Here is a 23640-nt window from a genome sequence, read left to right on the forward strand (position 1 = left end):
GACTCCGGCGCGCAGACCCGATGCCGCAGACGCCTCGGTCGTGTCCACGGCGGTGGAATTCAGAGGGGGATCGGCGATGATCCCGGCCTCCCGGGACGTCGTGCACGGCTTCGTCGCGGGACTGGGCGAGAAGGGCGTGGACCTGGCCGACACCTTCCTGGACGCCGCCCGCCTGGTCGCCAGCGAGCTGGTGACGAACGCGCTCCGTCACGCGCCCGGCCCCTGCCGCCTGGAACTGACCCTGCTGGACGACGGAGTGGAGATCGCGGTGTCGGACACGGGGGACGCATTCCCCACGTTCCTGCCCCGCGATCCCCTGCGGGTCGGCCGGCACGGTCTGGAGATCGTGACGCGCCTGTGCGGCGAGGTCATCACCAAGCCGCACGCGACGGGGAAGACGGTGTACGCGCGCCTGCCGCTGCGCTGACCGCGTCAGGCCGCGAGGGCCTGTTCGACGGTCGGGTAGCAGGCGATGAGTGTGTCCACGCCCACGAGCTGCAGCACGCGCTCGACGGCGTGCTGCAGCGCGGCGAGCCGCAACCAGACACCGCGGGACTCGGCGGCCCGGTGCGCGGAGATGAGCACGTTTATGCCGCTGGAGTCCAGGAAGACCACCTCGCCGAAGTCGACCACCGTGCCCGGCGCCGTCTGCACGCAGGACAGCAGCACGTCGCGGAGCTGACCGCTGCCGTCGAGATCGACTTCTCCGGCGAGCAGGACGAGGCTGACGCCGTCGCCCGTGGTGGTACGGGTGATCAGCAGCCGCTCCGGTACTGCCGCTCCCTCGATGTCCGCCACGCTTCCCTCACCTCTCGCATATGCCCGGCCGTCCTCGGTGGCTTGATGCTATGGCTCTCGGGAGCCCGTGTGGGCCACTTGCGCAGACCGGCGGCGCCGGACCGGCGGCCAGGGGCTCGACGCGCGCGACGGCGCTCCTCTGACTACGGTCGAGGTGTGGTGGATCACACATTCGAAGAGCTCGTGCACAAGCGTCGCGCGGCGGACCTGGCCCGGCACCGGGTCGAGGAGCTGCGGGCCACGTACGGGCCTCCCACGCAGCATCAGTGGACCGAACGGCAGTCCCACACGTACGAGACCGCCGTTCGGGCCTGGCGCGACCTGGACCGGGACGCGCAGTCCGCGATGACGGAGTACGTCAAGGAGGGGGGTCAGTCCCGGCACAAGATGGAGGCGAAGGTGCGCAAAGCCGTCCAGGACGGGGGGCAGGGCACCTGACCGGTCCCCGGCGGGGCCGGTACCGGACCGGTTTCAGTCCCGCCGGGCGGCCGTGACCTCGCCGACGAGAGCGCGCACGGCCGCCAGCGCCGCCGCCCGGTCCTCGGGCACCAGCCCGATGCGGGTGCGGCGGTCGAGCAGGTCGGTCTCGTCCAGGGCCCCCTCGTGGCGCAGCGCCCAGAGCAGCTCGGCCCCGGTGACGGGATGGTCCGGCAGGACGCGCTCGCCGAGCCGGGGGTCCCGGTCGGCGAGCGCCTGCACGGCCGGTGCCTCGGTGCCGTAGCGCTGCACCAGACGGCGCGGTGCCCGCAACGCGGCCAGGGCGTGCGGAGCGGCCGCGCCGACCAGCGGAAGCGTGGCTGTGGGCGACGGGCCGGCGCCGAGGCGGCGGGCGGCGACGGCGGCGTCCACGGCGTCCTCGGCCATGCGCCGGTACGTGGTGAGTTTTCCGCCGACCACGGTGATCACGCCCTCCGGCGAGGTGAGCACGGCGTGCCTGCGTGAGACGTCCGCCGTGCGGGCCCCGCTGCCGGGCCGGTCCGCGGACGTGGTGTCCAGCAGGGGGCGCAGGCCCGCGAAGGCGCCCACCACGTCCTCGCGCTGGACCGGCACGTCCAGCACGGAGCCGAGCACGTCGAGCAGGAAACCGATGTCTGTCTCGGGCACCTCGGGCACGTCCGGTATGTCCCCGTCGACGGGCTCGTCGGTCAGTCCTACGTAGACGCGGCCGTCGCCCTGGGGCAGGACCAGGACGAAGCGGTTGGTCTCCCCGGGGACCGGCACGTGCAGGCCGGCGGGGAGCGGGCCGAGCCGGTCGGAGCGCAGGACCAGGTGGGTGCCGCGGGAGGGCCGGACGCGGATGCCGTCGACCAGGTCGCCGGCCCACACACCGGAGGCGTTGACCACCGCGCGGGCGCGGATCACGCCCTCCTCCCCGGTGAGCTCGTCGCGTATCCGGGCGCCGGACGAGGTCAGTTCCAGAGCCCGGACCCGGGTCAGGATCCGGGCGCCGCGCCCGGCGGCGGTCCGGGCGAGCGCGGTCACCAGCCGGGCGTCGTCGGTGAGCCGGCCGTCCCAGGACAGCAGGCCGCCGCGCAGCCGGTCGGAGCGCAGCGCCGGCGCGAGGTGGCGGGTCTCGACGGCGGACAGCCGGCGGGGCGCGGGCAGCGTGGCCCGGGCGGTGCGCGCCGCCAGCCGCAGCGTGTCGCCGGCCCGGAACCCGGCCCAGGCCAGCGCGGCCTGACCGCGGGAGACCATGGGCGTCAGCGGCAGCACGAACGGCTGCGCGCGCACCAGATGGGGCGCCGTGCGCTCCATGAGCACACCGCGCTCCACCGCGCTCTCGTGGGCGACGTCGAGCTGGGCCGAGGCGAGGTAGCGCAGGCCGCCGTGGATGAGCTTGGAGCTCCAGCGGGAGGTGCCGAAGGCCAGGTCGTGGGCGTCCACAGCGACGACGCTCAGGCCGCGGGCCGCGGCGTCCAGGGCGGCGCCGGCCCCGGTCGCGCCGAGACCGACGACCAGGACGTCCACGACGGGGCCGCCGACGGCGTCGGTCAGCTCGCGCGAGCGCCGCCCGGCGGACAGGGAGGCCCCGGCGGCGGGGGTGCTGCTGACGGGGCTCATGGCGTGAGGGTCCTCTCCAGGATGGTGCGCAGCTCCGCGAGGAAGGCCGCGGGGGTCAGCTCGGCGTCGTCCTCGTCGGTCATGGTCCGCAGCGACAGGGCGAAGGACTGGACGATCAGCAGTACGGAGCGTGCCTGCCGCCCGGTGTGGGCCGGGCGCACCGTCCCGTCGGCGTGGCCCTCGCCGAGCGCGTCGGCCAGCAGCCCCAGCAGTGCCTCCTGGCTCGCCCCGCGCCGGTCGAGGACGTAGGGCAGGAGCAGCTCGGGGTCGACGTCGACGATCTTGCGGAAGAGCGGATGGGCGCGGAACGCCTCGACCCCGGTCACGAGTCCCTCGACGACGCGCGGGCGGGTGCCCAGGCCCGGCCGGGGCTCGGGGATGGCGCCGGTGGCCACCGCGATCCACTCGCGGGTCATCAGGTCGCCGACCAGGGACCGCACGTCCGGACTGCGCCGGTACAGCGTCATCCGGGAGACGCCGGCGCGGCGGGCGACGTCGGTCATCGTCGTACGGCGGACGCCGACGGCCAGTACGCAGTCGCGCACGGCGTCCAGCAGCGTGTCGTTGTCCGAGGTGTTCGGTCGGCCCGAGTTGTTGTGACGGTTAGGCGTCATGTGTAACAGTGTAACGCCAGTGGGGCCGGGCGGACCGCATTCCGATGGCGTCCCGAACGCACCTCTCCCGAACCGAGCGTGAGGACGACAGGCAATGGACATGCTGTGGAACGGCTGGGGCGACCCGGCCCGGGCGACGCCGCTGCCCGACACGGTGACCGGGCTGCTGCGCGAACTGCTCGGCGTCAAGCCCCGCGACGCCGCGTCCGTTGCGCTGGCGGAGATCGACGTCCCCGCCTCGCCGCTGGACGAGGCCGCCCGCCGCGCGCTGGCGGCCGCCGTCGGCGACCGCGCGGACGGCGTGCGCACGGACGCGGAGTCCCGCATACGCCACACCCGCGGCAAGTCCACCCCCGACCTGCTGCGGATGCGGACCGGCGACACCGCCGGCACCCCGGCCGCCGTCGTCCTGCCGGACAGCCACGACGAGGTGCTCGCCGTACTGGGGGCCTGTGCCAAGCACGGCCTGACCCTCGTCCCGTTCGGCGGCGGCACCTCCGTCGTCGGCGGCCTCGCCCCCGGCCGCGACGGCACCTTCGTCGCCCTCGACCTGCGCCGCATGAACCGCCTGCTCGACCTCGACGAGGTCTCCCGGACCGCCACCCTGCAACCCGGACTGCGCGCCCCGGAGGCGGAGGCGCTCCTCGCCGAGCACGGCTACACCCTCGGCCACTTCCCTCAGTCCTACGAGTGGGCCACCATCGGCGGCTTCGCCGCGACCCGCTCCAGCGGCCAGGCCTCCGCCGGCTACGGACGCTTCGACGAGATGGTCCTGGGCCTCACCCTCGCCACCCCCGAGGGCACCCTCGACACGGGCCGCGCCCCGCGCTCGGCGGCCGGCCCCGACCTGCGCCAGCTCGTACTGGGCTCGGAGGGCGCCTTCGGCGTCATCACGTCCGTCACCGTGCGAGTGAGGCCCGTGCCGAAGGTCCGCCGCTACGAGGGCTGGCGCTTCGCCTCCTTCGACGAGGGCGCCGCGGCCCTGCGCCGGCTCGCCCAGGACGGCCCGCGCCCGACGGTGCTGCGGCTGTCCGACGAGACGGAGACACTGATCGGCCTTGCCCAGCCCGACGCCATCGGCGCCTCACTGGCCCGGCAGGACGCCGGATGCCTGGCCGTCGTCGGCTTCGAGGGCAGCGAGGAGGACACCGCCCACCGCCGGGGCGGCGCCGCCGCCGTACTGCGGGAGAGCGGCGGCGCCTTCGCCGGCGAGGAACCGGGGGAGCGCTGGGCCCACGGCCGGTACTCGGCGCCCTACCTGCGCGACTCCCTGCTGGACGCCGGGGCGCTCGCCGAGACCCTGGAGACGGCGACCTACTGGTCCCGCGTCCCCGCGCTGTACGCCGCCGTCCGTGACGCGCTCACCGGCACCCTCACCGAGGCCGGCACCCCGCCCCTGGTCATGTGCCACATCTCGCACGTCTACGAGAACGGCGCCTCCCTGTACTTCACCGTCGTCTCGGCCCAGGGCGACGACGCCCTGGCGCACTGGGCCCGGGCCAAGCACGCCGCCAACGAGGCGATCCTCGCCGCGGGCGGCACCATCACCCACCACCACGGCGTCGGCACCGACCACCGCGACTGGTACGTCCGGGAGGCGGGCCCCCTCGGCGTCGAGGCCCTGCGCGCCGTCAAGCGGACCCTGGACCCCGCCGGACTGCTCAGCCCGGGCGTCCTCCTGCCCGAGGACTGACCCCGCACAGCGACTCGCTGCGACCCCGTGAGACAACAGTCCGGCACCACCCGTCAGCCCGGAGGCACATCGATGCGACAGTTCACCGCCGTCGTCAACCCCACCGCGGGCGGCGCCACCTCGGCCGCCGCACTGCTCGGGGTCGCCCGGCTGCTGCGGGGGGCGGGGGCGGAGCTGGAGACGGAGTACAGCCGCAGCCTCGCGCACGCACGGGAGCTCGCCCGGCGGGCCGGGGAACGGGGCCGGGTGGTGCTCGCCGTCGGCGGCGACGGCATGGCCGGCGGGATCGGCGGCTCCCTCAGCGGCACCGGGTCCCTCCTCGGCCTCGTCCCGGCGGGCCGCGGCAACGACTTCGCCCGCGCCCTGGAGCTGCCCACCGAGCCCACCGCCCTCGCCGAGGTGCTGCTGCGGGGCGAGCCGCGCCCCGTCGACACCATCGAGGTCACCTCGGCCGTCCACGACCGCACCGTCGTGCTCGGCAGCGTCTACGCCGGGGTCGACGCGCTCGCCAACCACCACGCCAACAACGCGCGGCTGCTGCGCGGCACCGCCTCCTACTACGCCGGCGCGCTGCGCGCGATCGTCGCCTGGCGCGCGACCCGCTACCGCGTCACCGTCGACGGCGAGGAGCACGCGTTCACCGGCTACACCGCCGTGGCCGCCAACTCCGGCTACTACGGGTCCAACCGTCTCATCGCGCCCTCCGCCCGGGTGGACGACGGCCTGCTGGAGGTCGTGATGATCCACGACGCGCCGCGGCGGCTGTTCTTCGCCCTCATGAACGAACTCGGCTCGGGCGCCCACGTCCGCAGGCCGCAGGTGCGAGTCCTGCGCGGCCGGGAGGTCCGCATAGAGGCCGACCGGGCGATACCCTACGGCGCCGACGGCGAGGTCGAGGCCGTCCTCCCCGTCACGGCGAGAGTGCTCCCCGGGGCGCTGAACGTCCTGTGCTGAACACGCCGCCGGGCCGGCCACCGGCATCGGTGACCGGCCCGGCGGGTACGCGGATCAGCCGCGGGGCGTGGTGAAGCGTTCCCACACCCGGTGGGCGCCCATCAGCTCCGTGAGCTGCTCCAGGGCCGCGGTGCCGGACGCCGCGACGACCACGCCGGGGGCGTCGGTGGGCACGCCCGACGCGTCGAGCGCGGCCTCGCCGCCCGCCCAGACACCGATCGCCTTGCCGTGCCGGTACGCCTCCGACACCAGCAGGCTCACCCGCGGGTCGATGGTCCCCGGCCGCGCGGGCGGCGGAGTGGCCTTGTAGTCCCGCGGGGTGTAGGCGTCGCCGCCCATGTCGGGCGTCCCCGCCACCAGGACGGCGTCGAACTCGACGGACCGTGCGGTGACGTAGCTGCGCTGTACGGTCAGCGCCGCGTCGCCCGAGCCGATGGTGCCGCCGGTCGGCGCCACGACCAGCGGCACCATTCCGGCGTTCAGCACCGCCTCCCGTACGGCCGTCACACCCTCCAGGTCCGCGCCGCCGGTGACGATGCCGACGACCCGGCCGTCGAGGGGCCAGGTCCGGCCGACCTGGGACAGCGCGGGGCTGGGCTCGACATCGGCCAGCGGCACGGTCGGTGTCGGGGCGGGCAGGCCGAGGCCCTCGGCGACGCCCGCGCACAGCTCCGGGTCGATGTTGGCCAGGACCTGAAGCGTCCGCTCCCTGACGGCCTGTTCGTAGCACTTGCCCAGCTCGAAGGTGTAGGCGCCGATGATGTGCTCGCGCTCCACCGGGCTCATGCTCAGCCAGAAGCGGCGGGGCTGGCTGAAGTGGTCCGCGAACGACTCCGGCGCCTCCCGTACCTTGGTCGCCTCCGGGACCCGGACCGGCGCCTCCACGAAGGCGCTCATGTCCGCCCCGGCGGTGAACGGGCAGCCGCCGTCCAGGGAGTTGGGCCGGTAGGGCGCCACGCCCCGGTGCACGGCCGTCTGGTGCATGCCGTCGCGCAGCATGTCGTTGACCGGAGCCTGGGGGCGGTTGATGGGCAGCTGCGGGAAGTTGGGACCGCCCAGACGCGTGATCTGCGTGTCCAGGTACGAGAACAGCCGCCCCGCGAGCAGCGGGTCGTCCGTGACGTCGATGCCCGGGACGAGGTGGCCGACGTGGAAGGCGATCTGCTCGGTCTCGGCGAAGAAGTTCGACGGGTTCCGGTTCAGCGTCAGCAGGCCGACCGGCTGCACCGGTGCCAGCTCCTCCGGGACGATGTTCGTCGGGTCCAGCAGGTCGATGCCCTCGAAGGTCTGCTCCGGGTTGTCGGGGAAGGTCTGGATGCCCAGCTCCCACTGCGGGTACGCCCCCGCCTCGATCGCGTCGGCGAGGTCCCGGCGGTGGAAGTCCGGGTCGATGCCGTTGATCATCTGTGCCTCGTCCCACACCAGGGAGTGCACGCCCAGCTTGGGCTTCCAGTGGAACTTGACCAGCGTGGTCTCGCCCGCGGCGTTCACCAGCCGGAAGGTGTGGACGCCGAAGCCCTCCATCATCCGGTAGGAGCGCGGGATGCCGCGGTCGCCCATGAAGAAGATGGTGTGGTGGGTCGCCTCGGTGTGCAGCGACACGAAGTCCCAGAAGGTGTCGTGCGCGCTCTGCGCCTGCGGGATCTCCCGGTCCGGGTGCGGCTTCGCGGCGTGGATGACGTCCGGGAACTTGATGGCGTCCTGGATGAAGAAGACCGGGATGTTGTTGCCGACCAGGTCGAAGACGCCCTCACTGGTGTAGAACTTCGTCGCGAAACCCCGGGTGTCCCGCACCGTGTCCGCCGACCCCCGCGAGCCGACCACCGTGGAGAACCGCGTGAACACCGGCGTCTCCACGTCCGCGGCGAGGAACCCGGCCTTCGTCACCGAGGCCGCCGTGCCGTAGCTCTGGAAGACCCCGTGCGCGCCCGCGCCCCGGGCGTGCACCACACGCTCCGGGATGCGCTCGTGGTCGAAGTGCATGACCTTCTCGCGCAGGTGATGGTCCTGCAGCAGCACGGGCCCGCGCGGCCCGGCCTTCAGCGAGTGGTCCGTGTCGTACAGCCGCGTGCCCTGAGCGTTCGTCAGGTAGGCGCCGGACTGCGCCACCCGGGCCTGGTCGGCTCCCGTGGGCTGACCGGTCGGCGACACGGTGGCCGGACCGCTCTGGTCCGGCTTCGGGGGCAGCGGCTCCCGGGGCTCGGTGGGTTCGGCGACGGAGGGCGACTCGGGACCGGGCTTGCCGGGAATGCCGTCCGCCGGTCCGTCACCGTCGCCCTGCAGGCTCTCGGTGACCTTGTGGGCTACCCGCTTGAGGGGGTTGGCCTCGCTCATCAGCCTCTTCTCCGTTCTGGGCGGGCCGCTGCACGCGGCCGGTCGTGTTCGAGTACCGACTGCCGTGGTGGCCGTGACCGCGTACCCAGCGAGCGGGACTCAAGGCATGGTCGCGTGGGAACGGAGGCCGCCGTCTCAGGTGACGGACTCCCCGTCGTGGGTGCCGCCCTGACAGCGCTTCGTGAAGGAGCCCGTCCCCGACGACCCGTCCACCGAGATGATGATCACTCCGCCGCCCCGGATGCATTCGGTCGCCGTCACGTCGACCGGAAGGTGCGCGGCGCGGGACACGGCGGCCTCCGCCGGAGCGGCGCACAGTACCGACAGGGCCAGGGCCGCGACCACGGCCCACGACGACTTGCGCATGGGGCACTCCCTCTTTCCGGTGCCGTACCAGCGTCACCGGGCCGGGGGCGCCGCGCCACCGGAGGCGCGCACACGGGGGAGGCGCACGGGGAAGGACCCCGGCCCGGTGACGTGCCGACGCTGTTGGTCAATAGTGACGTGCCGGTCGGGGCCCTCGCAGGCCATGGCGCGTGCCGGGCCGGCCCTGAGCCGGGAGGCCCGAGGTGTGTCGTTGGATCCTGCCGGGGTCGCGGAGCGCCGTCCCTCGGAGCCGGCCTGATCCGAACGACACCCCCAGGCCCTGTCGTCAAGCTCCCGTCTGCCTCGCGACGCCATGCACGCACTCTCGCCGCACGGGGCCCTGACCCGAGTACGTCCAGTACGAGGATCAGGGCCCCGCGCGCCGAGAGCACGCACCTGACGCCGCGAGGCCCGCCCTCCGGGCGCACGACGGGAGTTTGACGACAGGACCTAGCTCACCTCGTGCGTCACCCCCACCGGTTCGAACGAGACCCGGGTGCGCCCGCCGCCGTTCGCCCAGACCACCTCGACGCCGGCGTCACCGGCCACGACCTCCGTGACCGCCTCCGCGAGCGGACCGGGACCGGGCTCCCCCGTGAGAGCGGCCAGGCAGACATGCACGGAGGTGCCGCCCGCGTCACCGGACAGCCGGGGCAGCTCGGCCCACGGAGCGCAGGCGGTGCCCTGCGGGGCGCGGACGGTCTCCGGCTCGGGGTGCCAGCCGTGCAGGCCGTGCAGCGCCGAGACCAGCGGCTCCTCCGGGCCGGTGGCCCACCCGGTGTGGGTGAGGCGGGCCTTGGCCGGCGCCCCGACCACCCGGTGCACCCGCAGCTCGTACGGCCCCCGCGCCACCGTCACGCTCTCCACCCGCAGCCCCGGCACCATCGGGGGGCCGCCGGCGAAGGCGGGCCGGTGCCAGGACGCCGCCCAGCCCCAGCCGTCGCCCTGTCCCGCGCCGAGCGGGTGGATCCGACGCCGCACGCTGCGCCGGCCGTTCACCTCCACGGACAGGTGGTTGTCGGCGACGTTCCCGGACGCCGTGGGGCCGGTACGGGTGGAGTAGGCCTGCCGCCCGTAGTGCGGGTCGTCCTCGGCGGCCGACTCGCCCTCGTGCGGCCGCACATGGTCGCTGCCGTGGTTGTGCAGCCGTACGATCCCGTCGCCGCGCGTCGCCTGCACCAGCAGCCCGGGCGCGGGCAGGGCCAGCACCCGGTCGGCCTCCTCCACCGGCGCGGCCTCCTCCGCGGCCGTCCACAGCGGGTGGCCGGCGGGGGCGAGGAGGGACACGAACGCCTTCGACGCCCAGTAGGGGGAGGCGGGACCGGAATACGACTGGAGGGTGGCCTCGTGCGGGCCGTGCCACCCCAGGCTCAGCAGCCCGTCGTCGGTCAGCGCGCCGCGTTCCACGAAGTAGCGCAGACTGCCGCTCGCCAGCCGCCGCGAGGCGCCCGGCGTCAGCGGCGTGTGCCCGGTGACGGCGCCCAGACCCACGGCGGCACCGGCGGCGAACCGGTACGACAGCGAGCGGCCGTAGTGCAGCGGAGCCCCGTCCGCGCCGAACATCAGCGCGAAGCCTTCGAGATGCGCGCGCAGCCGTTCCCCGTACCGGGCGGCCTGACCGGTGTCGCCGCCGAGGTGGGCGTCGAGCACCGGGTACAGGTGCAGCGCCCAGCCGTTGTAGTGGTCGAAGGCGCGTCCGTCGCCGTCGGCGTACCAGCCCCCGCCCCGGTACCACCCCTCCATCAGCTCCAGCGCCCGCTCCCGGGCCGCGGCCGTCCCGTCGTCGCCGCGTCCGACCGACTCCAGGAACCCGGCGACCGTGTACGGGAACAGGTACCAGTTGTTCGGCGCCGGCACGTGCCGCAGCGCCCCGCGCAGCCACTCCTCCACCCGGTCCTGGACCCCGGCGTCGAGGTTCTTCCACAGCCACGGCGCGGTGAGCCGCAGCCCGAGCGCGACCGACGCCGACTCGACCATGGGCTGGCCCTGCACGTCGTGGTCGAGGATCAGCGGCCAGGACTCGGTGTCGTCGCGGCCGGGGGAGCGGGTGCCCGAGGCCAGACCGCGCGCGTAGCGGTCCAGCCAGCCGTGCGGGTCGTCGCCGTCGGCTCCCGCGACGCGGAAGGCCGCCGCGAGGAACGTCCGGGCGAACCCCTCCAGCCCGTCGGAGCGCACGCCCGAGCGCGAGGGGCGTCCCGGCAGGTCGAGCAGGGCGCAGCCAGGGGTGCTCCAGCGCCACGCGGCCCACAGCAGCCCGTCCGCGACGGCCTCCCAGTGGTCCCGGGTGTAACCGGTGTACGGGCTCAGCGCACGGTCCTCGGTGGGCAGTTCGAACGGGATGCTCATGCCAGGAACGCCAGCCTTTCGCGTCGTACGGGATGGAGGAAACCGGCACCGGAAGCCCAGCGGGTCGTCTCGGCGAGCGCGAGGTCGGCCAGGCGGCGCCACTCGTTGCCCTCGGAGCCGGCGAGGTGCGGGGTGATCAGCGCGTTCTCGCACTCCCACAGCGGGTGGTCCGGCGGCAGTACCTCGGGGTCGGTGACGTCCAGCACCGCCCGGATCCGGCCCGCCCGGACCGCGTCGGTGAGCGCCTCCTGCTCGACGACCGCGCCGCGGGAGGTGTTGATCAGCACCGCGTCCGCGGGCATCGCGTCGATCAGGGCACGGTTCACCAGCCCGCGCGTCGTGGGCAGCAGCGGGGTGTGCACGCTGACGGTGTCGCAGCGCGCGAACAGCTCCGGCAACTCGACGTGTTCCACGCCCAGCTCGGCTGCGTCCGCGTCGCTGACGTACGGGTCGTGCAGCAGCACGTCGATGTCGTGCGGCCGCAGCAGCTCGACGACGCGGCGGCCGATCAGCGAGGCCGACAGGATGCCCACCGTGCGGCGGTAGTTGCCGACGCCGCGCGGGGTGCGCAGCCAGTTCCCGCGCGTCCGGGACACCCGGAAGTCGCGGGCCCGCTCCAGCACCCGCTTGCCGGTGAGCAGGATCATGCCGAGCGTGTACTCGGCCACCGGCAGCGCGTTGGCCGCGGCGGCCGAGGAGACCTCGATCCCCCGTTCCCAGCACGCGTCGGTGACGTGCCCGCGGACACTGCCCGCCGTGTGCACCACCGCCCGCAGCCTCGGCGCCGCCCGGAGTACGTCCGCGTCCAGCGGCGGGCAGCCCCAGCCGGTGATCAGCAGGTCCACATCGGCCAGCACGGATCCGGCCCGCGGCGCGGTGAGGTCGTCGAGGACCGGGAACGGCGCCAGGTCGCAGACCCGGCGGAACGCGCCGAGGGACTGGGGGTCGAGGACGGCAGAGGCGGCGTCCGGGGACATGGCCACGGCGGCACGGGGCCGGGACCCGCGGTCGGGGGTGTCGGGGGCGTGCGGTGTCACTTGACGGCTCCGGCGGTCAGCCCGCTCCGCCAGAAGCGCTGGAGCAGGACGAAGGCGAGGATGAGCGGCAGTACGGCGAGCAGCGAACCCATGATCACCACGGGGTAGTACTCCGGCGAGACGGACGCCGCGCTGTTCCACTGGTACAGGCCGAGACTGACGGGATAGAGATCCTGGTCGGACAGCATCACCATGGGCAGGAAGAAGTTGTTCCAGATCGCGGTCAGCTGGAAGAGGAAGACGGTGATCAGGCCGGGCCCGAGCATCCTGAGCGCCACCCGGGCGTACGTGGTCAGCTCGCCCGCCCCGTCCACGCGCGCCGCCTCCAGCACCTCGTCGGGCACGTAGCCCCGCGCGAAGATGCGGCCGAGGTAGACGCCGAACGGGTTGAACAGCACCGGGATGAACACCGCCCAGAAGGTGTTGACCAGGCCGGCCTCGGAGGCCATCAGGTACAGCGGCAGCGCGAGGACCGTCTGCGGCACCATGACCGCCGCCAGCACCAGGCCGAACAGCTTCTCCTTGTGCCGGAAGCGGTACTTGTCGAAGGCGTAGCCGCAGGCCACGCTCACCAGCGCGCCGGCGGCCGCACCCACCACCGCGTACAGCAGGCTGTTCACGTACCAGCGGCCGTACAGCCCGCCGTCCATGGCGAACAGGTCCGTGAGGTTCTGTCCGAAGGAGAAGTCGCCCAGGGAGAGCAGGTCGCTGCTGAACAGCGCGTCCCGGGTCTTCGTGGAGGCGAGCACCAGCCACAGCACCGGCAGCAGCGTGTAGAGGACGGAGATCGCGACGACCACGTTGACCGTCGCCCGGCCCAGCAGCCTCGGACGGAGCAGGGAGCTGTCGGTGGCGCTCATCGGGCCTCCTCGGAGTCGGCGCGGCCGGTGAAGCGGGTGACGCCGTAGGACAGGGCGATGGTGCACACCAGCAGGACCACCGAGGCGGCCGCCGCGAGGCTGTAGTTGTTGCGGGTGAAGGCCGCGTCGTAGATGTACATGCTCGGCGAGAAACGGGAGCTGACCATGGGGGAGGACTGGTTGAGCAGCATCGGCTCCGTGAAGAGCTGGAGCGCCCAGATCAGGGTGAAGATGGCGACCATGACGATCGAGGCACGTACCAGCGGCGTCTTCACCTGGAGCGCCGTGCGCACCGGCCCCGCACCGTCGACCACGGACGCCTCGATCACCTCGCGGGGCACGGCCTGCAGGGCGGCATAGAAGACCACCATGTTGTAGCCGAGGTTGCTCCACAGGGCGATGTTCACGATGGACGGGACGACCGTGTGCACGCCCAGGAAGTCGATCGTGATGTCGGCCTGGGCGAAGAGTTCGATGACCGGGCTGATGCCGGGCGTGTACAGGTACAGCCAGATCAGCGCGGCGATGATGCCGGGCACCGCGTGCGGCAGGAACAGGCCGAGCTGGGCGAAGGCGCGCAGCCGGACCACGCCGGAGTCCAGCAGCAGGGCGAGGGCGAGCGCGCCCACGACCATCAGCGGGATGTAGATCAGGCAGTACAGCGCGACCGTGCCGAGCCCGCCGAGGAAGGTCGGGTCGGTGAGCACGGCCGCGTAGGAGCGCAGTCCGACGAAGACCTGGCGCTCGGGGCCGAAGCCGAGGCCGGGCTGGTCGTCACTGAAGAAGCTCAGGTAGACGGCCGTGCCGACGGGGATCAGGAAGACGGTGACCAGCAGGGCGAAGAACGGCGTCATCAGGACGCCGGCGGCGGTCAGTTGCCGTCGCTTCGCCGCTCTGCGGGCGCGCAGGCCGGACGCGGAGGGCGCCGGGGCGGTGGCGCGGGACGCGCCGGTCGGCACCCGGGGCTGGGCGGTCGTGGTCATGGGGTGTCACCTGCCTTTCGTCGGCTCAGGTGCTGTGCCGGGTGGTGGACAGGCCGAGGGCCTTGAGGTCGGGCATGGTGCCCTCCTGTGCCGTGCGCAGCGACTCGACGAGGGAGCCCTGGCCGGCGCCGACGCGGGCGAAGGAGTCCTGCATGACCTTCTGGGTGGCGCTCATCCGAGGCCCCCACAGCCACTGCTCGCCGACCTTCTCGGCCTCCCGCTCGAACAGGGTGTAGATGTCCTGCCCGCCGTAGTACGACCGGTCGAAGGCGTCGCGGCCCACGGAGACCAGGCCGGGAGCGGCCGGGTACTGGCTGCTGGTGCCGCTGGAGAGCCGGGCGCGCAGGGCGTCGGGGTGGGACACCTGCCACTCGATGAACTCCATCGCGGCCTCGGGGTGGCGGCTGTCCTTGGTGACCGCGAAGGTCGAACCGCCGTGCGTGCCGACGGACGGGTTACCGGTGTCCCACTGGGGCAGCGGCGCGATCCGCCACTGGCCCTTCTGTCCGGGCCGCGCGTTCATCTGGGCGCCGGCGTCCCAGGCGCCGCTGAGCCGGGTGAGGACCAGTCCGTTGCCGATCTGCGCGTCGGACTGCCTGCTCTCGACGGCGTTCACGAAGACGTCGTCCCGGTCGATGAGACCCTGCCAGTAGTCCGCGACCCGCCGGGAGGCAGCGTCGGCGAGGGACACGTTCCAGGCGCCGCGCGAGGTGTCGAACCACTGGGCGCCCGCCTGCCAGGCGTAGCAGGCGAACTGTGTCATCCCGTCGGTGGGGAACAGCACCAGCCGCCGGTCGGGTGCCTCGCGGCGCACGGTCGCGGCCTGCTCGGCGAACTCGTCCCAGGTGCGCGCGATGCTCAGCCCGTACTGCTCGAACAGGTCGGCGCGGTAGTGCATCACCATGGGCTCGACGTCCAGCGGCACGGCGAACACCCGGTCCTCGAACGTGGTCAGCCCGAGCGCCTGCGGCAGCAGCTTGCGGCGCAGCCCGTCGCTGACGAGGTCGGTGATGTCACGGGCGACGCCGTCGATGGCGTACCCCGGCACCTGCGGATACTCGACGGTGGCGACGTCGGGTGCGTTGCCCGCCCGGGCGGCGTTGCTCAGCTTGGCGTAGCCGCCCTGCCCGCCGGAGGGGATCTGCTGGAACTCCACCCGGATGTTCCGGTGGGTGCGGTTGAAGGCGTCGACCACCTCCTGGCTGCCGCGCAGGGCGGACCAGAAGGTGACGCGCGTGGTGGTGCTCGTGCGGGCCGACGAGGCGCCGTTCCCCCCGCTGCAGGCGCTCACGGCTCCTGTCAGGGGTACGGCGGCCATCGCGGCGAGCACGGACCGACGGCTGGGTCGTCCGGGCATGGCGCCTCCCGCGGCTCCTGCGGGTCCGCGTGGGTGCGGACACGACTGTTCGGGACACGGGAATCCTGAACCGCTCCGACGTAAACGGTCAATAGATCGATCAGAGGAAAATAAAGCGATCAAACGCTCACACGGTAGGGCGGTCGGTAGGGCGGTCGGTCGGGCAGTCGGTAGGGCAGTCGGTAGGGCAGTCGGTCGGGCGCGTCGACCCGCGCACCATCAGCCGCGGCAGCAACTCCACCCGCCGGCCGGACCGGCTGCCGGGCGCCTCGGACAGCCGCTGGAGCAGCAGCTCAGCGGCCGTGCGCCCGACCTCGGTCTTCGGCGGCGACACGGCCGTGAGCGGCGGCGAGCCCAGCCCGGCCACCACATCGTCGTACGCCACGACCGAGCAGTCCTGGGGCACCCGTACCGCTTCCTCCGCCAGCCGCTGGACGATCATCAGCGCGTCCACGTCGCCGTGCAGCACCATGGCCGTCGCGCCCACCTTGCGCATCAGCGCCGGCAGCTCGGCCGTCTCGTCGGCCGCGTACGGCCCGTCGGCCCCGGCCTCCGGCGCGACGAGCGTCCACGCCCACTGCTCCACCAGCGGATGCGCCTCGGCGATCTCGGTGAAGGCGGCACGCAGCGAGCGCGCGGTGGGACTGTCGTGACGCGTGGCGAACACGATGCGCCGGTGACCGAGCCCCACGAGATGCTCCACGGCCAGGTGGGCGCCGTACCAGTGGTCCGAGCACACCGAGTCCAGCGCGTGCAGCGCGCTGCCGCGCCACGGGCGGCGTTCCATCAGCACCGTCGGCACCCCGAGCGCGGCGAGCCACTCGTGGTCGGCCTCCTCCTCGGCCCGGCCGCGCCAGCGGGGGGCGATCAGGAGCCCGTTCGCCCCGTCCGCCAGCGCCCGCTCGACCAGCGGGCGTTCGGCACCGGACGCCTGCGGCGCGAGGTGCAGGGCCATGCGCACCCCGGCGTCCTCCAGGACGGTGCGGGCGCCGTGCAGCGCCTCGGTGAGGTACGAGTGCCGCACGGGGACCACCACGGCCACCCGGTCCCCGGCCGCCGTCGCCCCGGCCATCTCGGAGGGTGCCTCCTCGGTGGCCAGGGTGGACCGGACGACACCGTGGCCACGGCTCAGCCTGCCCTCCCGCGTCAGCTCCTCCACGTCACGGCGCACCGTCACCACGGAGACCTGCAACTCGTCGGCGAGATCGCGCACCCGCGCGGTACCGCGCGCCTGGACCGCCGCCAGAATCCGCTGGCGCCTGAGATCGACCGGCTCCCGCATCAGGCCTCCCCACCCGAGAATGTTCGTTTGAGCGATTCGCCGTCATCATAGCGATCGCTCGTCCCGGGTGTGCGCCCCGCCTTCCCGCCCGGCGGGCGGCCGCTACGGCTCCGGGTCCGCGAGGAGCGGTCCCAGCGGGCCCAGATCGAGGTTCAGGTCGCCGCGGCTCAGGCCGTGCTGCGCGCACAGGTCGTGCTGCGCGCACAGGTCGTCCATGCGCTCGTCGAGCGGCATGAGCGCCGTGCCGAGCCGGTCCTCCTGCTCCGTGCTCAGCGTGCCCTCGTCGAAGCGGCGCACGGCCTGGCGTTCCATGAGCTGGCGCAGCAGCTCCACGACGGTGAGGACCAGGGCGGCCAGGTCGTTCGTGACCCGTTCGGGGTCCAGGTCGAGGGCGTGCGCCCGGGGCGCGGTCACAGCGGCCCGCTGTCCGGCCAGGGGGCGGGCACTCGCTCGTTCACCGACGACAGCAGGGCATGCAGGGAGATCCGCACCAGCGGCACGTCCGCGATCGCCAGGACCAGGTCGCCGCTGACGGCGACACCGGTCGCCAGCACCCGGTCGAGGAGGCCGACCAGGGGCACCCCGACCGGTGCGTACGGCTCCGGCCCGCCCCAGGGCACGGGGGCCGGGCCCGGCGTACGGGTGTCCGGGTAGGAGGTCATGAGCGGGCCTCCTGTTTCACGGGGTGCGGTACCGCGCGGTCCGGTGCGGTGCGCTCCGGTGCGGCGGGGGGCGGTTCCGTGGTGTCCGGGGTTAAGGCGTCCGGTTCCGTGGCGTCAGGGGCCTCGTCCCAGCGGGCGAAGGAGTACGGGATCCACGGGCCCGAGGCGCTGACCTCGACGGCCGTGTGCCGCCCGTCGGCGGCGAGCCGGGCCAGGGCGTGCTTGAAGGCGGCGCTCTCCGCGTCCTCCACCAGGTAAGCGGCGTTGATCAGTTACGGTGCGCGCCGGCCCGTCAGCCGCTCGCTCTGCGGGCGGTGCCGCTTCGCGTCGACGGCGTACCGCCGCAGCTCCGCGTCGACGGCGTCCGCCTCGGCCAGGGCCTTCCCGTGCGCGTCCTGCCGGTCGCGTCGCCGTGCGCTGGCCCGGCTGAGGTAGGCACGCCCACGCGCGCGATGCCCACCGCGTCACCGCCCGGCCGGCGCGGGACGGGGGTCGACGAAGCTGTAGCACGGCAGGGGCCCTGTCACGCTGAGTGCCAGCCGGTCCCCGCAGTCACGTGCCCGTACGTCGACCGCCTGCCGGAATCGCCGTTCGTCGGTGGAGCGCAGCAGGAACGACGCGCTCAGCACCTGTTCGTCGTCGGTCGTACCCCGCACCGTGCGAACGGCGAGCGGGGTCAGATGGTCGAGGACCTCCCCGGCCGCGCGCCGCGCCTCGCGGCGGACCCCGCGGGCGATCGCCTCACCCAGCCGGACGTTGGCCTCGTAGTCCGGACGGCGCCGCGTCCGCAGGGCCAGGTTCCGCAGGCTCTCGTCCCGGCGCACCAGATCGGCGAAGTGGCCGGGCACGACCGTTCCCTTGACGTTGAGTTCGACGCACCCACGGACTTCGTCGAGCTGCCGTGACAAGTGGGCCGCGTCGGCACGCAGTTGGGAGAGCAGGGCATCCGGCCGGGGGCTGAGCACCGCGAACCGCATGGGCAGCAGCGGTCCCTGTTCCGCCAGTGCGTCCAGTACGGCCTGGTGGGCCAGCAGGTCACGGCGTCGGGGCCGGATCCGTGCGGGCGCGGCCGACACCGCCGCGCACAGGCCGGACTCGGTCAGCAGCCGTACGGGGGCACCGTCGACCCCGGGGAAGCGGGGAGTACGGATCCCGGCGGGGGCGATGCCGTAGACGTACAGGGCCTCCGGGACGGAGGCGGTGGTGCCTGCGACTGCGGCGCCTGCGGTGGTGGTGGGCGCGGTCATTCGTCCTCCGTCTCCATGCGCCGGCGGGGGCGGCTGCGCGGGCGGTCGTCCTCGTCGCGGGGGCGTGCGGCCGGCCGGCTACGGGGCCGCTGAGGGCTCCGGCCGCGTGCCGCGCGCTCGCGGGTGTGCTCGCGGGGGCGGGCCTCCTCCGCTTCCACCGCCGTCTCCTCCTCCTCGGGAGTGAGGATGTCCCGCACCTTGCCGGTCAGTGAGCGCGCCGTCCGCTTGGCGCCCGCCCTGCCTATGGTCTTGGCGACCGGACTGCCGAACATCTTGGGAACGGTCTTGGAGCGCACGTCGTGCTCCAGGTCCAGGCGGTTGCACGCCTCGGCGAACCGCAGGTACGTGTCGACGCTCGCGACCACGATGCGGGCGTCCACCTTGAGAATCTCGAGTCCGGCCAGCGAGACGCGAACGAAGACGTCGATCACCATGCCGCGGTCGAGGATGAGTTCGAGGACGTCGTAGAGGGTTCCGGCGCGGGGCGCGCAGACGGCCTCGTCGTCGTAGGTGATCATGCGGTGGTCCTTCCGGGTGCGGACCGCACGGCCCGGTCACTGGTCCTGGGCACCGCGCCGGTAACGGGCGACCCTGCGGTACTGGAGCAGGTCGCCCGCCGAGTCCAGTTCGACCTGGTAGGTGGCGAGCAGGCTGGTGGTGTCGGGGATACGGGACACCTCCAGCACGTCCACGTCGACGATCCAGCCGTCGTCCTCGCTCCGGCACACCGCGGAGACCCCCTCCAGGTGGTGCCGGATCAGCTCGGACAGGGCGTCAACGGCGCGCTGGGCGGCGTCCCGAGCGCCCCGCACGGCACGCTCACGCGTCCTCGTGGAAGTCGTACCGCGCCGTCGCTCGCCAGGTTCTGTCACGCTGCCCACCTTGGCGGCGGACCCGGGGCGGCGCGTGCGCAGTTACCCCATCCGGGGTGAGGCGGCGGCCCGGCGTCGGCAGTGCAGGAACAGGTGCGGCTCCGGCTGCGCCTCCGGGTGGGCCGGGGTGAACAGGGACGCCTCCTGTGCCAGCACCTCCAGGCCGGCGTCCTCGGCCACGGTGGCGAGGCCCTGCGCGGTGAAGCTGGACACGCGCACCGGCTGACCCATGAAGACGGCGTCGACGTCCTCCACGTCCAGCGGCACGGTGGCCAGGACCATGTACCCCGCCGGCCTCAGCGCCCGGACGAGGAGCCGGACCAGGTCCGCCTGCTCCCGCCGGTCCAGCTGGAGCAGCGAGAAGTACACGCAGACCGCGTCGAACGAGCCGTCCGCGAGCGGAACGTCACGGACGTCGGCGCACTGGAAGGTCGCGGCCGGCACCCGCCGCGTCGCCAGGTCCACCATCACGGGGGATACGTCGACGCCCAGCACGTCGTGCCCGGCGCCCGCGAGGGTCTCGGCGGTGGGCCGGCCCGTGCCGCTGCCCACGTCCAGCACCTTGCTGCCCGGCGCGAGCCGCCCGAGCAGCCACTCCAGCGAGCGCCGGTGCGTCTTCGAGCCGGCGAACGCCTTCTCGTACTCGGCGCCCAGCGCGTCGAACGCGGCGGCGGCCCGCGGCCGTTGCTGCTCGTCGGTCACGATGGTCCCTTCGCTGGGTGAGCCGGTGCCGTGAGCATCGTTCCACCGGGAGCGAGCCACCGACAAGGGGCCCGCCGAGCGACCGGCCGCCCGCGGTCCTGCCGGCCGCCCGCGGTCCTGCCGGCCGCCCGCACTCCTATCGGCGATCCGCAGTCCTGCCGGCCCCGCCCGCCCTACCGGCCGTCGTCGTCCGGTGCCGTCCCCGGCTCCGCCATACGGCGGTGCACGGCGGCCTTGACGCGGTCCGGCAGGACCTTGTCGGCCACGCCCTGCGCCTTGGTCTTCGCCGAGCCGGTGACCAGTTTCCCGCGGCCCTTCATGACGGCGTCGTACGCCTGCCGGGCGACCTGTGCGGGGTCGTCCTTGTCCATGGTGCCGACCTTGGTGTCCTGCATCCCGGCCCGCCGGAAGAAGTCGGTCTCCGTCGGGCCCGGCATGAAGGAGGTGACCGTGACCCCGGTGTCCTCGACCTCCTCCTGCAACGCCTGGGCGAAGGACTGCACGAACGACTTCGAGGCGTTGTACACCGCCTGGAAGGACCCCGGCATCGTCGCGGCCACCGACGACGTGAACATCAGCCGGCCCACCCCGCGCGCCACCATGTCCCGCAGCAGGGGCTTGGCGAGCCGAACGGTCGACGTCACGTTGAGGTCGATGACGGACTGGTCGTCGGCCGGGTCGGTGTCGACGAACGCGCCGCCCTGCCCCACACCCGCGTTGAGCGCCGCGACGTCCACGGTGAGCCCGGTCAGGGCGGCGACCAGCCGGTCCACGCCCTCGGCGGTTCGGAGATCAGCGCGCACGGCCCGTACCCCGGCGCCGGTCTCCCGCAGCCGCTGGGCGGCGTGCTCCAGCCGGTCGTCCTCGGCGTTGACCACCAGGTCGTAGCCGTGTTCCGCGAACAGTGCGGCGAGTTCGTACCCGATTCCGCTGGACGCCCCGGTGACCAGGGCGAGCGGCCTGCTGCCGGCCATGATGCCTCCGTTCAGCGCAGTGCCTGGTAGACCGATGCCGTGGTGAAGCCGTACACCAGATGGGGCACCAGGTCCGACACCCATGACGTCCGGTCCCACGAGGCCGGGTCGGTCACCCCGAGCACCGTGGCCGGCAGATCGCTGCCCGCCATGGCGGCCGCGCCGAGCAGCGGACCGGCCACCCAGTCGGGCAGCGCGCCGCGCCCGCTCCGCAGCAGCCCGTAGGCCGCCCCGACCCCGAGGCCGGTGACGTAGCCGAGGAGGGCTCCGGCCGCCTGTTCACGGTTGGCCGTGGTCTCCTCGTCGCCCAGATCGACACCGGCCCGGTTGACGAACCGGTCCGCGACCTGGGCCGGCATGCCACTGGACCCGCGGCCGCGCAGCAGCATGTCGCCGTACGTGGTGAGGTTCAGCGCGACGGTGCCGGCCGCTCCGGCGACGAGGCCTTTGGTCAGTGACATCCGGTGACTCCCTCGACGTGGGCGCAGGCGCGCGGGGTGGATACGGCGGGCCCCGGGTTCCCCGAACCCAGGCCCCTAACAGAGCTTCCGATGCGCCCCGAACCGATCCCCTGGCCCTTCGGACCCTTGGGACCCTTCGGACCCTTCGGACCCTTCGGACCCTTCGGACCCTTTGGGTCCTTTCGGCTACTTGTGCCCGCCCCCTCCGGTGGTGTCAGCGACTGTTCGAGCAACAGGACCGACTCGCCGGGCGCGGGGCCGGGCCCCGTCCAGGGCCAGGTCGACCAGTCGCCGCACGAGTTCGTCGTCCAGCGGCGCCCCGCTGAGCAGCACCCGGACGAACAGCGGGCCGCCGGCGGCCTCGATCAGCAGCCCGGGATCGGTGTCCGCTGCCAGCTCGCCCCGCTCGACGCCGCGTCGGACCATCACCACGGCACGGTCGAGACGCTCGCTCCAGTACGGGCCGCGGCGGTTCGCGAGGCTGTCGTCGTGCTCGACGCTCAGCCGCAGCAGCGCCACGCCCTGCGGGGTGCCGAGCAGCCGGGCCAGGGAGCGGAAGAAGGCCAACAGGTCGTCCCGTACGTGCCCGGTGTCCGGGACCGGCAGCGCGGAGTCCAGCTCCGTGGTCAGCGCGTCGAGGACCAGGTTCTCGCGCGTGCCCCAGCGGCGGTAGACGGATGTCTCGTGCACCCCGGCCGCGCGGGCGACGGCGCCGACGGTCGTCCCCGCGAGGCCCTGGCTCGACAGCAGGTCCACCGCGGCGGCCAGCACCGCCCGTCGCATCCGCTCGCCACGGCGGCGCAGGGGCGGGGCGACGGGTTCCGGAGTGCTCATCGGGCCAGGCTAAAGCAATCCGACTTGCGTTGGGTGTACCGTTAACGCAAGGCGACCTGCGATGGACCGCTGGGGGCCGTCCGGGTTCGCCGACACACCCAGGAGGTCCTGTCATGGCGCAGATGCTCGCCGCCCGCCTGCACGTCCCGAGTCGCACCCTGCGGCTGGAAGAGGTGCCCCGCCCGCAGCCGGGCCCGGGCGAGGTACTGATCAAGGTCGAGGCGGCCGGCGTGTGCCTGTCCGACGTGCACCTCATCGACGGCACCCTCACGCCGCTGCTGCTCCAGGGCGACACGGTCACCCTCGGCCACGAGGTCTCCGGCACCGTCGCCGAGGTCGGCGCGGGGGTCACCGCCTGGTCGCCCGGGCAGCGGGTCGTGCTCCACGCGGGCGAGGTACGCGACGGCGTCACCTACACCCGCGGCGTCGACTACGACGGCGGCTGGGCCGAGTACGCCCTGTCCGCCGCCGGATCCCTGACCCCGCTGCCCGACGGCATCCCCTTCGACCAGGGCGCGATCATCCCCGACGCCGTGTCCACGCCGTGGGGCGCGATCACCGAGTCCGGCGCCGTCCGCCCCGCCGAGGCGGTCGGCGTGTGGGGCGTCGGTGGGCTCGGTGTGCACGCCGTGCAACTGCTGCGGGCCATCGGCGCCTGCCCGGTAGTGGCCGTCGACCCCAGCCCCGTCGCCCGCGAACGCGCCCTGGCCGCCGGCGCCGACCTCGCCCTGGACTCCGCCGACCCGGACCTGCGCAAGGCCGTCCGAGCGGCGACCGGCGGGGCGGGCCTGGCCGCAGCCTTCGACTTCGCGGGCGTGCCGCCCGTGCGGGAGCAGGCGGTCTCCGTCCTCGCGCCCAAGGGACGGCTGGTCCTGGTGGGCCTGACCGACAAGCCGCTCACGGTCACCGACGGAACCCGCTTCAGCTACCTCCAACAGCGCGTCCTCGGCCACTACGGCTCCGACATGCCGGTGGCGCTGCCGCAGCTCCTGCGGCTCATCCAGGGCGGCCGGCTGGACTTCTCCGCCTCGATCAGCGGGGTGCTGCCGCTGGCGGAGGCCGCCGAGGCGGTCGCACGGCTGGAGACGAAGGAGGGCGACCCGGTCCGGCTGATCCTGCGCCCGTGAGGTGAGGGATTCCTGGGAATCCGCGCGGCGTTTGAACGCTCCGGCCCCCGACTCCGTATGGAGCCGGGGGCATTTC

Annotated in this window: 26 protein-coding genes; 5 read left to right on the forward strand and 21 right to left on the reverse strand. The window is 73.6% G+C overall.

Going from position 1 to position 23640, the window contains the following annotated elements:
• The first annotated feature begins 76 nt into the window (after window positions 1-76).
• Entirely contained in the window at window positions 77-427 is a 351-nt protein-coding gene (locus tag ACIQ1J_RS09095; protein ID WP_403555455.1) for an ATP-binding protein, read from the forward strand.
• A gap of 5 nt (window positions 428-432) precedes the next feature.
• Here the strand turns inward: ACIQ1J_RS09095 and ACIQ1J_RS09100 are convergent, their stop codons facing one another.
• A complete protein-coding gene (locus tag ACIQ1J_RS09100) occupies window positions 433-798 on the reverse strand; it encodes an STAS domain-containing protein (protein ID WP_210958284.1) in 366 nt (121 codons plus the stop codon).
• 159 nt (window positions 799-957) lie between these two features.
• Here ACIQ1J_RS09100 and ACIQ1J_RS09105 point away from each other — a divergent pair, with 159 nt between their 5' ends.
• A complete protein-coding gene (locus tag ACIQ1J_RS09105; protein WP_307852022.1) occupies window positions 958-1236 on the forward strand; it encodes a hypothetical protein in 279 nt (92 codons plus the stop codon).
• Window positions 1237-1269: 33 nt separating this feature from the next.
• Here ACIQ1J_RS09105 and ACIQ1J_RS09110 read toward each other — a convergent pair whose 3' ends face one another.
• Together ACIQ1J_RS09110 and ACIQ1J_RS09115 are read right to left on the reverse strand one after the other, a co-directional pair.
• Window positions 1270-2859 carry a glycerol-3-phosphate dehydrogenase/oxidase gene (locus ACIQ1J_RS09110; RefSeq protein WP_403555457.1) on the reverse strand — a complete coding sequence of 530 codons (1590 nt, stop codon included), beginning with the start codon at window positions 2857-2859 and terminating at the stop codon, window positions 1270-1272.
• Window positions 2856-3473, reverse strand: coding sequence for a TetR/AcrR family transcriptional regulator (locus ACIQ1J_RS09115; protein ID WP_403555459.1), 618 nt, complete (start codon window positions 3471-3473; stop codon window positions 2856-2858). Before ACIQ1J_RS09115 ends, ACIQ1J_RS09110 begins: the two co-directional genes overlap by 4 nt.
• A gap of 94 nt (window positions 3474-3567) precedes the next feature.
• On the opposite strand from ACIQ1J_RS09115, the gene ACIQ1J_RS09120 reads away from it, so the two are divergent.
• Window positions 3568-5166 (forward strand): FAD-binding oxidoreductase, encoded by a 1599-nt coding sequence (locus ACIQ1J_RS09120; protein WP_403555461.1) that lies wholly within the window; start codon window positions 3568-3570, stop codon window positions 5164-5166.
• A gap of 72 nt (window positions 5167-5238) precedes the next feature.
• On the forward strand, window positions 5239-6120 hold the full coding sequence (locus tag ACIQ1J_RS09125) for a diacylglycerol kinase family protein (RefSeq protein WP_403555463.1): 882 nt from the start codon (window positions 5239-5241) through the stop codon (window positions 6118-6120).
• A gap of 54 nt (window positions 6121-6174) precedes the next feature.
• On the opposite strand, the gene ACIQ1J_RS09130 is transcribed toward ACIQ1J_RS09125, so the two are convergent.
• The 18 genes from ACIQ1J_RS09130 to ACIQ1J_RS09215 form a co-directional block, all read right to left on the reverse strand.
• Window positions 6175-8454, reverse strand: coding sequence for a catalase (locus ACIQ1J_RS09130; protein WP_403555465.1), 2280 nt, complete (start codon window positions 8452-8454; stop codon window positions 6175-6177).
• 135 nt (window positions 8455-8589) lie between these two features.
• Window positions 8590-8820, reverse strand: a complete 231-nt coding sequence (locus ACIQ1J_RS09135; protein ID WP_210958290.1) for a hypothetical protein — start codon at window positions 8818-8820, stop codon at window positions 8590-8592.
• Window positions 8821-9270: 450 nt separating this feature from the next.
• The gene (locus ACIQ1J_RS09140; RefSeq protein ID WP_403555467.1) at window positions 9271-11166 is read right to left on the reverse strand and encodes a DUF2264 domain-containing protein; all 1896 of its coding nucleotides are present in this window, start codon (window positions 11164-11166) and stop codon (window positions 9271-9273) included.
• Window positions 11163-12143: a hydroxyacid dehydrogenase gene (locus ACIQ1J_RS09145; protein ID WP_403555815.1), complete on the reverse strand. Its 981-nt coding sequence runs from the start codon at window positions 12141-12143 to the stop codon at window positions 11163-11165. Before ACIQ1J_RS09145 ends, ACIQ1J_RS09140 begins: the two co-directional genes overlap by 4 nt.
• 56 nt (window positions 12144-12199) lie before the next feature.
• Complete coding sequence (locus ACIQ1J_RS09150) at window positions 12200-13063, reverse strand: carbohydrate ABC transporter permease (protein WP_403555469.1); 864 nt, start codon at window positions 13061-13063, stop codon at window positions 12200-12202.
• Window positions 13060-14046: a carbohydrate ABC transporter permease gene (locus tag ACIQ1J_RS09155; RefSeq protein WP_403555471.1), complete on the reverse strand. Its 987-nt coding sequence runs from the start codon at window positions 14044-14046 to the stop codon at window positions 13060-13062. The genes ACIQ1J_RS09150 and ACIQ1J_RS09155 overlap by 4 nt, the downstream gene beginning before the upstream one ends.
• A 25-nt stretch (window positions 14047-14071) precedes the next feature.
• Window positions 14072-15403: an ABC transporter substrate-binding protein gene (locus ACIQ1J_RS09160; protein ID WP_403555473.1), complete on the reverse strand. Its 1332-nt coding sequence runs from the start codon at window positions 15401-15403 to the stop codon at window positions 14072-14074.
• Between the two features lie 127 nt (window positions 15404-15530).
• Entirely contained in the window at window positions 15531-16685 is a 1155-nt protein-coding gene (locus tag ACIQ1J_RS09165) for a substrate-binding domain-containing protein (RefSeq protein WP_403555475.1), read from the reverse strand.
• 102 nt (window positions 16686-16787) lie between these two features.
• A complete protein-coding gene (locus ACIQ1J_RS09170) occupies window positions 16788-17099 on the reverse strand; it encodes a gas vesicle protein K (protein WP_403555477.1) in 312 nt (103 codons plus the stop codon).
• Window positions 17096-17347 carry a gas vesicle protein gene (locus ACIQ1J_RS09175; protein ID WP_403555478.1) on the reverse strand — a complete coding sequence of 84 codons (252 nt, stop codon included), beginning with the start codon at window positions 17345-17347 and terminating at the stop codon, window positions 17096-17098. Before ACIQ1J_RS09175 ends, ACIQ1J_RS09170 begins: the two co-directional genes overlap by 4 nt.
• Window positions 17344-17619, reverse strand: coding sequence for a GvpL/GvpF family gas vesicle protein (locus ACIQ1J_RS09180; RefSeq protein ID WP_403555817.1), 276 nt, complete (start codon window positions 17617-17619; stop codon window positions 17344-17346). Before ACIQ1J_RS09180 ends, ACIQ1J_RS09175 begins: the two co-directional genes overlap by 4 nt.
• Window positions 17620-17811: 192 nt before the next feature.
• Window positions 17812-18594, reverse strand: coding sequence for a GvpL/GvpF family gas vesicle protein (locus ACIQ1J_RS09185; protein ID WP_403555480.1), 783 nt, complete (start codon window positions 18592-18594; stop codon window positions 17812-17814).
• Window positions 18591-19112 (reverse strand): gas vesicle protein GvpJ, encoded by a 522-nt coding sequence (gene gvpJ / locus ACIQ1J_RS09190; protein ID WP_403555482.1) that lies wholly within the window; start codon window positions 19110-19112, stop codon window positions 18591-18593. The genes ACIQ1J_RS09185 and gvpJ overlap by 4 nt, the downstream gene beginning before the upstream one ends.
• A gap of 36 nt (window positions 19113-19148) precedes the next feature.
• A complete protein-coding gene (locus ACIQ1J_RS09195; RefSeq protein ID WP_403555484.1) occupies window positions 19149-19466 on the reverse strand; it encodes a gas vesicle protein in 318 nt (105 codons plus the stop codon).
• 42 nt (window positions 19467-19508) lie between these two features.
• Window positions 19509-20168: a class I SAM-dependent methyltransferase gene (locus ACIQ1J_RS09200; RefSeq protein WP_403555486.1), complete on the reverse strand. Its 660-nt coding sequence runs from the start codon at window positions 20166-20168 to the stop codon at window positions 19509-19511.
• Between the two features lie 173 nt (window positions 20169-20341).
• A complete protein-coding gene (locus tag ACIQ1J_RS09205; protein WP_403555488.1) occupies window positions 20342-21142 on the reverse strand; it encodes an SDR family NAD(P)-dependent oxidoreductase in 801 nt (266 codons plus the stop codon).
• 11 nt (window positions 21143-21153) lie between these two features.
• Window positions 21154-21603: a hypothetical protein gene (locus ACIQ1J_RS09210; RefSeq protein WP_403555490.1), complete on the reverse strand. Its 450-nt coding sequence runs from the start codon at window positions 21601-21603 to the stop codon at window positions 21154-21156.
• 186 nt (window positions 21604-21789) lie between these two features.
• Window positions 21790-22437 (reverse strand): TetR/AcrR family transcriptional regulator, encoded by a 648-nt coding sequence (locus ACIQ1J_RS09215; RefSeq protein WP_403555492.1) that lies wholly within the window; start codon window positions 22435-22437, stop codon window positions 21790-21792.
• Window positions 22438-22550: 113 nt separating this feature from the next.
• Between ACIQ1J_RS09215 and ACIQ1J_RS09220 the strand changes: the two genes are divergently transcribed.
• The gene (locus ACIQ1J_RS09220) at window positions 22551-23564 is read left to right on the forward strand and encodes a zinc-binding dehydrogenase (RefSeq protein WP_403555493.1); all 1014 of its coding nucleotides are present in this window, start codon (window positions 22551-22553) and stop codon (window positions 23562-23564) included.
• Window positions 23565-23640: the final 76 nt, after the last annotated feature.

Source organism: Streptomyces sp. NPDC097107 (assembly GCF_044762405.1).
GTDB classification, from domain to species: domain Bacteria; phylum Actinomycetota; class Actinomycetes; order Streptomycetales; family Streptomycetaceae; genus Streptomyces; species Streptomyces thinghirensis.